Annotated in this window: 10 protein-coding genes, 1 pseudogene and 1 other annotated feature; of the genes and pseudogenes, 9 read left to right on the top strand and 2 right to left on the bottom strand. The window is 45.3% G+C overall.

What is annotated here, in order from left to right; translation table 11 throughout:
- Positions 1 to 787: pseudogene (locus UF75_RS30395) on the bottom strand (hypothetical protein); the annotation flags it as partial.
- A 265-nt stretch (positions 788 to 1,052) separates the two neighbouring features.
- Between UF75_RS30395 and UF75_RS19925 the strand changes: the two are divergent.
- Positions 1,053 to 2,471 carry an FMN-binding glutamate synthase family protein gene (locus UF75_RS19925; protein ID WP_197079471.1) on the top strand — a complete coding sequence of 473 codons (1,419 nt, stop codon included), beginning with the start codon at positions 1,053 to 1,055 and terminating at the stop codon, positions 2,469 to 2,471.
- A gap of 328 nt (positions 2,472 to 2,799) precedes the next feature.
- On the opposite strand, the gene UF75_RS19920 is transcribed toward UF75_RS19925, so the two are convergent.
- Entirely contained in the window at positions 2,800 to 4,143 is a 1,344-nt protein-coding gene (locus tag UF75_RS19920; RefSeq protein WP_045576313.1) for a HAMP domain-containing methyl-accepting chemotaxis protein, read from the bottom strand.
- A 321-nt stretch (positions 4,144 to 4,464) separates the two neighbouring features.
- Positions 4,465 to 4,677: a binding site (T-box leader), on the top strand.
- A 63-nt stretch (positions 4,678 to 4,740) separates the two neighbouring features.
- Between UF75_RS19920 and UF75_RS19915 the strand changes: the two genes are divergently transcribed.
- The 8 genes from UF75_RS19915 (at position 4,741) to cimA (ending at position 14,628) form a co-directional block, all read left to right on the top strand.
- Positions 4,741 to 7,398: a valine--tRNA ligase gene (locus UF75_RS19915; protein WP_045576312.1), complete on the top strand. Its 2,658-nt coding sequence runs from the start codon at positions 4,741 to 4,743 to the stop codon at positions 7,396 to 7,398.
- Between the two features lie 96 nt (positions 7,399 to 7,494).
- Positions 7,495 to 8,829 carry a folylpolyglutamate synthase/dihydrofolate synthase family protein gene (locus tag UF75_RS19910; protein WP_045576311.1) on the top strand — a complete coding sequence of 445 codons (1,335 nt, stop codon included), beginning with the start codon at positions 7,495 to 7,497 and terminating at the stop codon, positions 8,827 to 8,829.
- Between the two features lie 117 nt (positions 8,830 to 8,946).
- A complete protein-coding gene (locus tag UF75_RS19905) occupies positions 8,947 to 9,573 on the top strand; it encodes a DUF47 family protein (RefSeq protein WP_045576310.1) in 627 nt (208 codons plus the stop codon).
- A complete protein-coding gene (locus tag UF75_RS19900) occupies positions 9,566 to 10,573 on the top strand; it encodes an inorganic phosphate transporter (protein ID WP_045576309.1) in 1,008 nt (335 codons plus the stop codon). The genes UF75_RS19905 and UF75_RS19900 overlap by 8 nt, the downstream gene beginning before the upstream one ends.
- A gap of 131 nt (positions 10,574 to 10,704) precedes the next feature.
- On the top strand, positions 10,705 to 11,409 hold the full coding sequence (locus tag UF75_RS19895) for an SPOR domain-containing protein (RefSeq protein WP_082075252.1): 705 nt from the start codon (positions 10,705 to 10,707) through the stop codon (positions 11,407 to 11,409).
- Between the two features lie 138 nt (positions 11,410 to 11,547).
- Positions 11,548 to 12,183, top strand: coding sequence for a redox-sensing transcriptional repressor Rex (locus UF75_RS19890; RefSeq protein ID WP_045576307.1), 636 nt, complete (start codon positions 11,548 to 11,550; stop codon positions 12,181 to 12,183).
- A gap of 150 nt (positions 12,184 to 12,333) precedes the next feature.
- The gene (locus tag UF75_RS28540; protein WP_156146528.1) at positions 12,334 to 12,723 is read left to right on the top strand and encodes a hypothetical protein; all 390 of its coding nucleotides are present in this window, start codon (positions 12,334 to 12,336) and stop codon (positions 12,721 to 12,723) included.
- A 324-nt stretch (positions 12,724 to 13,047) separates the two neighbouring features.
- On the top strand, positions 13,048 to 14,628 hold the full coding sequence (gene cimA / locus UF75_RS19885) for a citramalate synthase (protein WP_045576306.1): 1,581 nt from the start codon (positions 13,048 to 13,050) through the stop codon (positions 14,626 to 14,628).
- Positions 14,629 to 14,759: the final 131 nt, after the last annotated feature.

Genomic DNA, 14,759 nt, shown 5'->3' with positions numbered 1-14,759 from the left:
AGGCATCGGTGTTGATAGACTGGTCGGCCGACTGAACATAAATAACCTCCATCTCGATTACTCCAATATCCGTGAGAAAGCTTAGATATTTGCGCATCGATACCCGTGAAATCCCAACACGTTTAGCCATTTCTTCTGTCGAAAATGAGCTTGTCTTCGTTCCTTGTATGTTTTCCCATACTGTCTTTAAGGTGTTACGGGTAAGCCCTTTGGGCAATTCACTGGGTACGGGAAGCGGGTTCGGGTGAAGCATCCGTATATCCAATTCCGCTTGGCTTAGTTTTTCTTGATCCTTCGTCATACTTACCCATTCCCGGTAAGCGGTTAAAGCCGTTTTACCTGTGGAAGTAACAATAGGGGTAAACGCACGTAAGGACATGCCTAGAGTTCCTTTGGCATTGGAAACGTATTCGTGACCCTTTAGGGCATCTCCTTCGTCTCCCCCCACAAAGGGTTGTCCAACTTTGTTTATATCCGGATGTGACTTTCTTATTCCCTTCATATCCATGACAACAACAAACTCAACAGCGGTGATCTGTCGTATTTCATTCGCAAAGGGCTGTATTTCCGTATTGGCTCTTTGCCCATTGAGAGTTTCAATCACAAGAGGCGAGTGGGCAACAATGCGGGCAATATTTGTGGCTTTATCGGCTAGATTTTTCTGTGTGTTATCCGCAACTTTCTGACTAATTAGGATGTCGGTTACCGCTAAAGATAGAGCAACAACACCGCAAACAAGCAAAGTCATGATGGTCTGCAAACTAAAAAAAGGTTTACTCGTCCGCACGGGTCTTCCCTCCAATATGGTCTTTTAATTACCAGCCAAGAATAATGAAAGTATACCCTATTGTCAAGGGGGGACTTGTGTGAAGGGCCTTGTGTGACACAGCGCTCGGTCTTACGACGCAGAGCAAGCTAACCGTTCAAGCTCCCGGCTTAGCTCTTCCCCGCTTGCACCGAGTTTCCTTTGTATATTATTAGCCATACAGCATAGACTATGTCCATTAAGATTGTGGATAAAATTGCATAATAAAAAAGATGGGGGATTAACCTTGTTGTTAAAGACCGCTCTGCTCGTAGTTGCTCTCTCAGCTTTGGGGGCATTCATTGCTGGAGTAGTTTTATTTTGCCTATTCTTTTTCGTGGGTAAGCGATTGTTTAGGACCGTCGTCCAACGGCTTTTTGGCTTAGTCATGGAAAGACTCCTGCAAGATAAGTATCATGAAAACCTGATGGAACTTTGGAGTGCAGTGCGTCGTACTTCTGTGCAAACTATTTTGGAAATCGGTTTACGTGCCGAAGAAGGAAAATTGATCCGTCGTCCACTAGGCTCGGCAAAAACGCTGCCCCATTACGATACTCTCATGTTTATTGGCGCTCAAATGGCGCGCCTTCCTAAAGATGCCAGTATTCCGATCGACATGAAGGTAACCCTTGGAACGAAAGCGGAAAAGCCACTCCAGATCGATATTCCTTTGATGATCTCTGGCATGGGTTATGGAGTGGGGCTTAGCGAGGAAGCAAAACGAGCCTTAGCTAGGGCGGCAAAACAAGTCGGAACCGCTACGAATTCTGGCGAGGGACCCTTTCTACAAATTGAATGCGAAGAAGCTGGCAAATACATCTGGCAAATTGGCCGGAGCAGTTGGGGGCATAGTCCTCAAGGGATTGCTGCTGCAGATATGCTTGAAGTGCAGATGGGGCAAGGGGCAAGCTTGGGCTACAAAACACATGAGCCTAATTCTGTAAAGGGAAAAGCACAAAAGCTTATGGGTATATCCCCCGTGGAGTCGGTAGTTATTCCGGCTGTCATCCCGGGAATTAAATCCCCTTGGGATTGGCCAAAGTATGTTTCGGATTTGCGTTCTGAAGCAGCTGGGAAGCCTATTGCTATTAAGATTATGGCTACAGGGGTTTTGGAGCGGGACTTAGCTGTATGTTTAGAAGCAGGCTTTGATGTGGTTGTTCTTGATGGGTGTCAAGGTGGTTCGTCTGGGGCAACACCCCTACTCTGCGATGATTTGGGAATTCCAAGTTTATTAGCCTTGGTACGCGCGGAACGTTTTTTACGCGAGCAGGGTGCTCGTAAAGAAGTGAGTTTGGTGGTCGCGGGAGGATATGCTACCCCAGGAGAATGTTTAAAAGCGATAGCCCTAGGGGCCGATGCGATCTATCTGGGAACCGTTCCTTTATTCGCGTTAGTTCATCGTCAAATCCATAAAATTCTCCCTTGGGAGCCGTTAACCCAATTGGTTTATTACGATTCTCCCTATAAACAGCGACTGGATATCCCGTTGGCCAGTAAAAGTGTGGCTAATGTCTTGAAATCAATGGTATTGGAAATGGAAGAGGGAGTACGTGCCTTAGGAAAAACGGCTTTGTCAGAACTTGGTCCCAACGACCTTGTCGCCATGGATGAATGGACCGCCGAGGTAACAGGCGTAAAGCGTGCGGATACTTGGCAAGAGTAAGATCTTTTACATCCTTATTTCCATTAATAAGTTTGTCCGATAACTAACTGCCACTTCTTAAGTGGTCGATTCCCACCATCCATGGCTTCATCGACACTAGGTCCTCCTTGACCGTCGGGTGATAAGTAGCGCTAAGTCCTGATAAGTTCAACTAACTTCAGATGGAGTCAAAACTCCACTTGAAGTTAGTTTCCTAAATCGTTCGCCCTCTTTTCCCACAAAAATGGCCCTCCCATAGTAGATAATAATCACTTATGGAAGGGCCCCTTTTCTGTTGAGTCGGCGTATAGCCTTTGAACTGGTGAAAGGCTATGGTTATCGGAACTACTTATGTCAATTTAAACTTTTGGGCTGAGGCTTGAAGCGCTTGGGCTGTCGCTTGAAGCTCTTCCACCAAGACGTTGATTTCTTGCATTGAGTTCATTTGATCTGAGCTACCTAAGGCAACTGCCTCAGTTTTAGCGGTTGTTTCCTTGATAATTGCGGCAACCTGTTCAATTTCTGTGAAAATCTTATGTGAGCTGCTCGAAATATCACCGGAAAACTGTGAAACTTCTTTTATTTGACGATTAACGATTTGGGTACTTTCCATAATCCGATTAAACGCCCTCTGAGCTTCTTCAATAACGTGTTCACCGTTGCGCACAACGTCTTTTTCTGCACTCATGCTGGTGATGGCTCGGTCAACGTTCAGTTTAATGCCCCGAATGATTTGTTCAATTTGTGCACTGGACTGTGTCGATTGCTCAGCCAGTTTCCGAACTTCTTCCGCCACTACGCTGAACCCTCGACCATTCTCTCCAGCACGTGCGGCTTCGATAGCCGCATTGAGAGCTAGCAAGTTAGTTTGGTCCGAGATGTTTTTGATCGTTTCAACAATCGCTCCAATGGAAGCGGATTTCTCACCGAGTTCGGAAATAATCAAGCCCGTCTCATCTACTGTTTGATGGATATGGCCCATTTGGGCACCCGTTTTCGTGATGGCTTGTTCACCTTCGTTGGCGATATGTAGTGCCTGGGTGGAGGCTTGGTCGGCAAGGGATACACTACGATCAATTTGCTGAATGCCGGTAGACATATCTTGGACCGCAAAGTTAATGGCTTGAATGCTATTTATTTGACTTTGATTTTGTGATCCTTGGGCTACTTGGTCTATGGACAGAGAAACTTGCTTTGCAGCATTTGCAGTCGCTTCAGCTCGCTCTGCTAAAACTAGCGAGGATTCATAGAAAGTGTCCGCTCCAGACAAAATGTTACCCACTAACGAGCGAAAATTCTGCAACATCATATTAAGGGATATGCAGAGTTGGCCGATCTCATCCTTTTCAGTCAGATAATAAAGGTTCGGCGTTAGGTCTCCTTTAGCTAGTGTTTCGGCGAAGTTAACAGCACGGCGAAGGGGAATTGAAGTTAGAAAAGAGATATAAAGGCCATAGACAAAAATTAACAGACTTGCAAGAGTTGTGAATATCATCAAGGTTCCAATATGGGCTATCAAATCATTACCCTTTAAGGCTAAGAAATAAGCAAAACCGCCGCCAGACAGGTTGATTAAAGCGCTAATAGAAAAAGCCAGAACGAGCTTATGCGATAGAGATAGGTTAAACCACCAGCGGATAATTCGCGAGTGACGAAAAAGGATTTGACTAAACCTTTCAAGAAATGCTGCCATTAATAAATTCCCCCCACTGAACTTATTGCTCGACAGAGCGACAATCGGTTAATTAATAACTTATTAACCTTATCCTTTAAGGAGTATACGAATAGTTTTAACTAGCTGTTAGAAGTATGTTGTTCTTTACTTATGGCTACATTGATAAGATTCTTGCTTCAATGGCAAAGTCCTTCTAAATATTCTGAATAAACAAAAATTTATAATAGATGGGTTTTTATACAGAAGGTAACGGGTAAGCGTTTTGACAATATTTATCACAACGTGTATAATGTATTATAAACTGCAATAGCTTTCGTTACTGAGGCTATGAAATATCGTTAAAACCCTAAGAATGTGAGGAATAGCTGCATAACCGTTCAGAGAGAAAGGTCAAAGATGGGAGGCCTTTTCGGTAAGGCGCTAAGGTCGTACAGGAGGGGCAGGGGGGAATAAAGTACTCCCTGACGGAAAGCCCCGTTAGTGCAGATAAGTGCTGTGAGACGCTATGTCTCTCAGAATTAAGGTGGTACCACGGAAGCTTTCGTCCTTTATCTGGATGAAGGGCTTTTTTTGTTTAGGGGGAGGAAGTTTTTATATTGGAAGGAGTTAGGATATATGGACGATAATAATAATACGGAAAAAATTGAAATGGCTAAAGTATATGATTCGAGCCTGGTTGAGAAGAAATGGTATCAATATTGGGAGGAAAAGGGCTTTTTTCATCAAGAGGTGCAAAAAGAGAGACCGTCGTTCAGTATTGTGATGCCCCCGCCGAACGTGACAGGCGCTCTTCATCTTGGGCATGCTATGGATAGTACGATTCAAGATATCCTAACGCGCTTTAAACGGATGCAGGGCTATAATACGCTTTGGGTGCCAGGGACGGATCATGCCGGAATTGCTACTCAAGCTAAAGTAGAGGCGCAGTTGGCTATGGAAGGGACGAGTCGTCACGAACTGGGGAGAGAAAAATTCCTAGAACGGGTTTGGGATTGGAAAAGGCAATATGGTGGGCGAATTACTCAGCAGTTGCGTATATTGGGAGCCTCTTGTGATTGGGAACGTGAGCGTTTCACGATGGATGAAGGGTGTTCAAAGGCGGTCAGGGAAGCGTTCGTTGACTTATATCACAAAGGTCTTATTTATCGTGGAAATTATATTATTAACTGGTGTCCGAAATGCCATACCACGATTTCGGATATTGAAGTGGAACACAACGACCGAGATGGAAATTTGTATCACTTAAGATACCCAGTCAAAGACAGTGAAGAAGCACTAGTTGTGGCAACCACACGACCAGAAACTATGCTTGGAGATACCGCCGTAGCGGTTCATCCTGAGGATAAACGGTATGCACATTTAATTGGGAAAACCATAATGTTACCTCTTGTGAATCGTGAAATTCCTATCATTGCGGATGACTATGTCGATCGAGAGTTTGGGACAGGTGCAGTCAAGATCACTCCGGCTCACGACCCGAACGACTTTGAAATGGGGCTTCGTCATCAATTGCCCCAGATTATGGTCTTAGACAAAGAAGCTAAAATGAATGAAAATACGGGTCGCTATCAAGGGCTGGATCGTTTCGAGGCACGTAAAGCGATTGTGGAAGATTTAAAGGCGGCAGGCGTGCTCGTCAAAATCGATCCCCATGCTCATGCGGTTGGGGAATGTTATCGTTGCTCAAGCGTAATCGAGCCAATGGTGAGTCGACAATGGTTTGTAAAAATGGCTCCGCTTGCCGAGCCGGCTATTGACGTGGTTCGGGATGGACGCTTAGAGTTTGTGCCAGATCGCTTTGATAAAATCTATCTGGGCTGGATGGAAAATATCCGGGATTGGTGTATTTCTCGGCAACTATGGTGGGGACATCGCATTCCGGTTTGGTATTGCGAAGCGTGCGGTAAGGAGATCTGCGCCAGCGTTGATCCTTTGAGCTGTCCATCCTGCGGAGCAAAGGACTTAAAGCAAGATCCGGATGTTTTAGACACCTGGTTTTCCTCGGGTCTTTGGCCATTTTCCACCATGGGTTGGCCGGAGAAAACCCCCGAGTTGGAACAGTTTTACCCGACTTCCGTTTTAGTGACGGGTAGGGATATTATATTTTTCTGGGTTGCCCGCATGATTTTCTTGGCGATGGAGTTTATGAAGGAAGTGCCCTTCCCAAAAGTTATGATTCACGGACTAGTGCTGGATGCCCAAGGCCGGAAGATGAGTAAATCATTAGGCAACGGTGTGGACCCGATTGAAGTGATTGATCAGTACGGAGCAGATACTTTGCGCTTCATGCTTATAACGGGTAATACCCCAGGCAATGATCTCCGTTTTCATCCAGAACGCTTAGAAGCAACTCGGAATTTTTCCAATAAGATTTGGAATGCTTCTAGGTATGTAATTATGAATTTAGAAGATTACGTAGCGGGTCCTCGCGGAGAACTTACGCTGGCAGATCGCTGGATTCTTTCTCGTTATGCTGCTATCGTGGAGAAGGGGACAGAAGCGCTAGAAAACTTTGATCTCGGTGAAGGTGGACGATTACTCTTTGAGTTTATCTGGAATGAGTTCTGTGATTGGTATATTGAGCTTACTAAGCCACGCCTTTATAACAAAGAAGATACTATAGCTCGGCACACGGCCCAATCTGTACTGCTTGAAGTCCTCGAAGGAACCTTGCGACTGTTGCATCCCTATATGCCCTTTCTCACGGAGGAGATCTGGCAGAACCTACCGAAAGAGGACGAAGGTAGCCTTATGATGCAGTCATGGCCTCAAATACCGCAGTATAAGGACGCTGAGGCCGAGGGAAATATGACACTGCTCATGGATACGGTGAAGGCAATCCGCAATATTCGTGCCGAAATGAAAGTTTCACCTGGACAAAAAGTGGAAATCCTGATACTCGCCCCAGACGAGGTGCAACGTAAGGTGCTTGAAAACGGGAAGTCAGATATTTTGAAATTAGCTGGCGGAGCGAGTGTAGAACTATTTGAATTATTGGCAGAAAAACCGTCTCAAGCGGCCAGTGCCGTCCTAGAGGGTGTAGAAATCTATCTGCCCTTAAAAGGACTGATGGATTTTGCGAAAGAGATTTCTCGTCTCGAAAAGGAGATTTCTGCTGCAACCGAGGATATTCAAAATCTCGGCCTAAAATTAAATAATCCAGGATTCACCAACAAAGCACCGGGAGCGGTCGTAGCCAAAGAAAGAGAAAGACTAGAAGCACTTTTAGGCCGTAAAGAGGCTTTAGAAGAACGCTTAAAAGAGTTGAAGTAAGGCTATAGCTATTAGCGTTTTTACACAAGCTGTTATAGCCAGTTTAAAGTGATTAGTTTTGAAATCGTAAATGGTATGTGCAGGAGGGAAAAGGGAATGTCCGAAAAGGATCTTGATCAGGAATATGCTGAAAGCCTACAATACCTCGCAAATCTGACAACGTTTGGTATTAACTTTGGGCTAGGTCGTATTGAGGAGCTTCTTAAACGGTTAGGAAACCCGGAGAAAGTTCTGCGCATAGTTCATGTAGGAGGAACGAACGGCAAGGGTTCAACCTCGGTGATGATTGCCCGTATCTTGCGGGAAGCGGGGTACAAGGTCGGAGTCTTTACCTCGCCCCATATGCACGATTATCGTGAGCGCATGGTCATTAACGGGCAAATGATCCCCAAAGAAAACGTTATTCAGGTCATTAAACGGGTACGACCGTTTTTAGAGAATATGGTTGCGGAAGGATTTGAGCATCCGACTGAGTTTGAGGTAAGTACTGCACTTGCATTACTCTATTTTCAGGAGGAAAGCGTCGATTATGCTGTCATAGAAGTTGGGTTAGGTGGGGCCATCGATTCGACCAATGTGGTGACCCCATTAGTTTCAGTCATCACGAATGTTGGGATGGATCACATGGACTATTTAGGGTCTGATGTAGTTTCCATCGCAAAGGTGAAGGCGGGGATTATTAAACCCCAATCTGTGGTGGTGACGGCCTCTGAAGACCCTGACGTGATTACCGTATTGCGTGAACAAGCGAAAGCTATGAATGTTCCGCTTTGGTTAGTGGGGGAAGATGTCCACTGGGAAAGCAAATGGAGTGGAGAGTTGGAACAGGAATTTGACCATGTGGGACTGCACTCAACCTACTTGAAATTGCGCCTGCGTTTAATGGGACTGCACCAGCTCCGCAACGCCGCCACGGCTATAACAGTCTGTGAAGTGTTACAAAGTGAATACGATGTTAAAATTCCCCGTGAAGCCTTCTATGCCGGATTGCGTGAAGTAGAGTGGGTCGGGCGTTTGGAATTGCTTTCTCTCAAGCCTAAGATACTTTTGGATGGTGCGCACAACGTGGATGGAGCGAGGGCGTTGGCTCAAGCATTGCCACTTTATGAACGGGAGCGTCTCATACTTTGTTTAGGGATGCTCGCTGATAAAGAACGGGAAAAGGTTGTGGACATGCTCGTGCCTTTGGCGGATGAATTGATTATTACTCGTCCAAATTCTCCACGGGCAGGGGATTGGAGGGCTCTTGGCAAATTGGCTGAACGACATGGACGTCCAGTAACCTGCCTTGAGGATCCCAAGGATGCGGTGATTTTTGCGCTCGAGCGTCTTGGCGAAAAGGACATGCTCTGTGTTACGGGTTCAATTTACATGCTAGCCGATGCCCGTCAAGCCTTAATTGACCAATTAAAAAAGTTAACACAACGTTAACACAACATGTCCGAAATTTATGATATAATACTCGGTGGACTGGATATTAACCGAATTCTGACTCATAGCGAAGTTCCGATCCCTGTATCAGAGAAAGTTTAGGGTTGGAGGATTAGTATGTTTAAGTTATCACCAAAAGAAGACAAGTTTTATCAACTTTTTTCCGAAAACACCGAAATTATTACTAAGACATTAAAAAGACTCTATGGGATTATGCAACAAGACTGTGTTTCGAATGAAGACGCTGCCCAAATGCATCGCTTCGAAAACGAAGCGGATAATGTCACGACTCAAATTATGGAGCGCCTGAATTCTACCTTTATTACCCCTTTAGACCGTGAAGATATCTATGAACTTGCCCAAGTCCTTGATGACATCGTTGATTTCGCGGAAGGTACCGTAGAACGTATGCTTCTTTATCGTACTGACAAGCCATCCTTAGGAGCCCAAGAACTTGTTCATCTGGTATTTCTGGCCGCAGAACAAATTCAGGTAGCTTTCTCGTACTTAGGAAATTTACATTATAAGAAATCGATGCTTTTGGCTGCTGCTGAAGAGATTTATCACTTAGAGAGTGCGGGAGACAAGCTTTACCGTTCAGAAGTGGCGCGGCTTTTTGAACATGAAAAAGACCCTATTGAAATCATCAAATGGAAAGAAATTCTGGAGAATATTGAGGCGACCTTAGATCATTGTGAATCCATTGCAGATCTTCTCAAGAGCGTGGTTTTGAAATATGACTAGTATCGGAATGCTCTTAGTCATTGTGGTGTTTTTAGCCTTAGCGTTTGACTACATTAATGGATTTCATGATACCGCTAATGCGATTGCCACCAGTGTTTCAACTCGAGCTTTAAGCCCAAAGCGGGCGGTGATTCTAGCAGCTTTCTTAAATCTTTTTGGCGCACTCTATAGTACTGGAGTGGCCCAAACGATTGCTAAAGATATTGTCTCACCCAAATATGCAACTCAAGAGGTTGTGATTGCGGCTTTGCTTAGTGCTATCGTCTGGAACCTCCTCACCTGGTACATCGGAATTCCAAGCAGTTCCTCACATGCTATTATTGGAGGTATGGCTGGAGCAGCTGTTGCTAAAGCTGGATTTAGCGTGTTACATTGGCAAGGCTTGGGAAAAATACTTGCAGCACTAATTTTTTCTCCTATCGTCGGTATGGTGCTTGGGTTTATAATTATGAAATCGCTTTCTTTCTTTTTTGGAGGATTTACACCGTCTCGTGTTAATAATGGGTTCAAGAAAATGCAAATTCTTTCAGCAGGATTACTTGCTTTTAACCACGGCTCCAATGATGCTCAGAAATCCATGGGGATTATCACGATGGCCCTTATCGCAGCAGGGTTGCAAGCACAAACCGTTTTAGGCCCACCACTATGGGTGAAATTTGCTTGTGCTTTTGCCATGGCTGCTGGAACTGCTGCGGGAGGATGGAAGATCATCCGGACCATGGGCGGGAAGATCTTTAAACTAGAACCCATCAATGGTTTTGCCGCAGACTTGAGTTCATCCATCGTAATCTGGTCGGCGACCGTGTTTCCAGGTCTCCATCTCCCAGTCTCCACTACCCATGTTGTTTCAGGTTCCATCATGGGGGTTGGGAGCGCGAAGCGGGTTTCTGCTGTGCGCTGGGGAGTCGCTCAACAAATGCTGGTTGCTTGGCTTGTGACAATCCCAACAACTTCTTTACTTGCTGCAACGTTTTACTTTGGCTTATCAAAAATCCTTTAAAAGTATATAGTTCAAAAGACCTTGGCAATATGTTCAGGGTCTTTTTTAAATAGTCGGCCCGGTCTATTTCTGCCATTTTTAACATATCTTCCGTGTAGAGAAGGTTGTCCAGAACAACGCACGGAAGGGGAATGAACTTGAAGATTATGGCTCAAATTCGAGTTGTTATTGTTTTAATCCTAGGGATAATGACATTAGGTTTACTGACCTGGGGAATCGGGAAAATTTATTTAGAGCTTGTGGGGCAATCCAACCGTGTACAAAGTCAGGGAGCCCAGACTGGCCTGAAAGACACTAATCCAGACAATAACCTCGTATTAGTTTTGCCTGAAGTGACGTTCTGGACTTGTCAAATAGGGGTCTTTCAAACCGAATCTAATGCACAGATAAGAAAAGAGCAACTCAGGATACTGGGTTTTAAAGCTGAAGTAATCAATACTAACCCCTGGGTGGTTGGCATTGGCTTGGGTCATTCAGCGAGTGAGTTAAAAGGGTTGCGGGCATCTTTGGCGGAAAAAGGTATTACCACAGTTCCTAAACAAATAGAGCTTCCAGAACGCAAGTTTCGAGTCGCTGGGAACGGTGCTCAACTTACTATAGAACTGTTGACAAATGCCAATAATATTTTTAAGGGGGAGGGAACGGCCGAAGCGCTAGACAAGGAAAATCTAGTATGGAATGCCATGGCAAGTAATCATCCTCCCCAAGACTTAGAAGTTCTTCATCAATATTTTAACTTAGTACGGGCAAAAAGGACTTCGGAAGAGCAAAAAACTTTCGGTTTATCGTTATTTTATGAGTCCCAGAGGATTATAAACCTGCTTTCCGGTAAATAATAGGAGGGTAACTATCCATATTTTAAATTTTTTGGAAGTTAGAGCTAGGATAAAATTGCGTTTTTTTAAGATAGTGCTATAATTAACAAAAACATATTATTCTGGCTATGCAATTCCAGCAAGAAATGAGGGAACCAATTGAAGACGCTAAAAATTCCAGAGGCAACCATTATTCGACTTTCAGTATACTCCCGTCACTTGACTGATGTTGATCGAAAAGGAATTATTACCACCTCCTCGGGAGAAATTGCTGATGGAGTTGGCGTTAGCCCTGCCCAAGTAAGAAAAGATCTGGCCTATTTTGGAGAGTTTGGGACTAGAGGTGTCGGGTATAATGTCAAGGATCTCCGCCAACATATTCTGAGAATCCTTGGGTTAAGTGTTAATTGGAGCGTAACCCTTGTCGGAGTGGGGAACTTAGGGCTGGCTTTAAGTTCTTATAAAGGATTCAGAGAACGTGGCTTTGTGATCACCAGTATATTTGACGCAGATCCTAAAAAGGTGGGAACCAAGATCGGTAATGTCGAGGTTCTACCCATCGATCAATTAGAAACCGTCGTAAAATTAAACCGTACACAGATTGGGATTGTAGCTGTTCCTGCAGCGGCTGCCCAAGAAATTGTCGATCAATTAATTAGTGCCGGAGTAGAGGCCATTCTGAATTTTGCACCCGTCGTTTTGAATGTTCCTCCAGAAATTGAGCTCCGGAACGTGGACCTAGCCGTTAACTTGGAAGTACTGACCTTTAATGTTTGTGGACAAAAGTGCTATTAAGGACCTATGGGAGGGTCGCGTCACACTTGTTCAGCCATGCGTTCGTCGTGGGAGGGTCGCGTCACACTTGTTCAGCCATGCGTTCGTCGTGCCAAACTAGGGCTCTAATCAGTATGCAAGCGGGCAGGGTACCCGACCAAAGCGACATCCGTGTCGCATGGTCGGCGGGAAACGTCCTTGTTTCCCGCCCTGCTTTATGAAAGCGGATTAGAGCCGAGTTTGGCTACGACTCGCGCAAAGGCGTTCACGCCGTGTGATCGCGACCCTCTGGGCCTAGGGAGAAGACGGGGAGGGTCGCGTCACACTTGTTCAGCCATGCGTTCGTCGTGCCAAACTAGGGCTTTAAGCCGTTATGGAAGCGGCATGGTTCCCGGCCAAAGCGACATCCGCCGGCCACGGATGGCCAAGTGTCCCTGTAGCCCGAAGACACTGCCTTCGCACGTATTAGCCTTCTTGCAGGATGGCGAGAAGGGACCGTGTCGCACGCTTTGTTTGCCAGGTAGCAAAGAACTTGTAGATGCTAAATACATCGTTCTGTAAAAAGCCCTGTGGTAAGTTCTTGGGACTGCCATGGGGCCTTTGCGTGTGGTCTTGATTTATGGCGTTGATAATAGTATAAGATTAAAATATATACTCCTGTTGTACATCAAAGGGCACCTGTCGTATAATAGCACAATAAGAAGTGTATCTAGGGTTCCGCCGAAAAGGGACTGGACCGAGCGATACAGGTTGGTAGGACCAACTACACCGTGTGGGAGAAAAGCCCCGTGGCAAGTTCTTAGGGAACTTGCCATGGGGCTCTTATTTAATATTACTTTAGTTTGAACGGCGCAAAGGCTGTGTTATAAGAAGAGGGGGAGAACATTGAATCAGAATCAAGGGAAGAAAATTACAGTGTACGACACTACGTTGCGAGATGGGGCTCAAGGGGAAGGGATTCATTTTTCAACACAAGATAAGTTAAGTTACGTTAAGAGAATTGAGGAAATGGGTAGTCTTTATGTAGAAGCGGGTTGGCCTGGTGCTAATCCACTCGATCAAGAATTTTTTCAACAAGCACGCGACTTGCATTCCCCTTTGGCGCACATCGTCGCTTTTGGTAGTACATGCAAAGTCCTAGAGTCACCGGAGCAGAGCGATATCCTATTAAATCTTTTAGCTTCAGGGGCCAAGACGATTACGATTTTCGGAAAGTCGTGGGATCTGCATGTGAGGGATGTGTTACGGGCAACCTTAGAAGAAAACCTTCGGTTGATACGAGAGTCAGTTTCCTTCTTGCTTAATCAAGGTAGAGAAGTCTTTTTTGATGCCGAACATTTTTTTGACGGTTTTAAGGAGAATCCGAAATATGCGTTAAAGTGTATTGCAGCGGCTATGGATGGAGGGGCAAAGACCATTATTTTGTGTGATACGAATGGCGGAAGCTTTCCGGATCAAATAGTAGATGGTGTTAAAGCTGTTAAGCGGGAATTCAACCCGCCAGAACTTGGCATCCATGTCCATAATGATAGAGGGCTTGCTGTTGCCAACTCCTTAATTGCTGTGGAATATGGGGTCACACAAATTCAGGGGACCTGGAATGGATACGGGGAACGGTGTGGAAATGCTAATTTAAGTACGCTCATTCCGTTACTACAGCTTACTGGGAATTACTCGGTTGTTTCTGAGGAAGCTTTGTTAAAGATCACTTCCTTTTCTCGCTTTGTTGCAGAACTAACCAACGCACCGTTTGATGAAAAACAGCCATTTGTAGGGCGAAGCGCCTTTGCGCATAAAGCAGGTATGCACGTAGATGCTATACTCAAAAACCAACGGACCTTTGAACACATGGATCCTGCCGGGGTGGGAAATGAACGACGAATATTAATTTCGGATCAGGCAGGAAAGGCCAATATTTTGGAACGTCTACGTAAGTTTGACCCCTCCATGCTTAAAGAAGATCCACGAGTTGAAAATGCCATGAATGAAATCAAAGAGATGGAGCATTGCGGGTTTCAATTTGAAGCTGCTGAAGGAAGCCTTGATCTTTTGCTGCTGAAAATCCTGGGAAAGATCCCCGCACCAGCCTTTGAAGTTTTAGATTATCATGTTTGGAGTGATCCTTTACGTGGGGAGCTAGACTCAGTCGCAGTCGTGAAGGTTAAAGTGGGTCAGGATACAGTGCAGATTGCTTCGGAGGGGAACGGCCCCGTGAATGCTTTAGATACTGCCTTGAGGCAGGCCCTCGTAAAATTCTTCCCGATTTTAGGGAAAAGTGAACTCGTCAATTATAAAGTAAGGGTTCTGGACGGTTCGCGGGGAACAGAAGCTATCGTACGTGTCATCATCGATACCCGCCTTGAGCATGAGGTTTGGGGGACAATCGGAGTCTCAAAAAATATCCTAAAGGCTAGCGCACAGGCCTTACTTGATGCGATCAATTGGACGATTTGGAAGTACCAATAGGGAGGGTCGCGTCACACTTGCTCAGCCATGCGTTCGTCGTGCCAAACTAGGGCTCTAATCCGTAATGAAAGCGGGCAGGGTTCCCGACCAAAGCGACATCCGTGTCGCATGGTCGGCGGGAAACGTCCTTG

The organism is Desulfosporosinus sp. I2, from assembly GCF_000960765.1.
Classification (GTDB): Bacteria; Bacillota; Desulfitobacteriia; order Desulfitobacteriales; family Desulfitobacteriaceae; genus Desulfosporosinus.
This window is presented reverse-complemented; position numbering and strand designations above follow the sequence as displayed.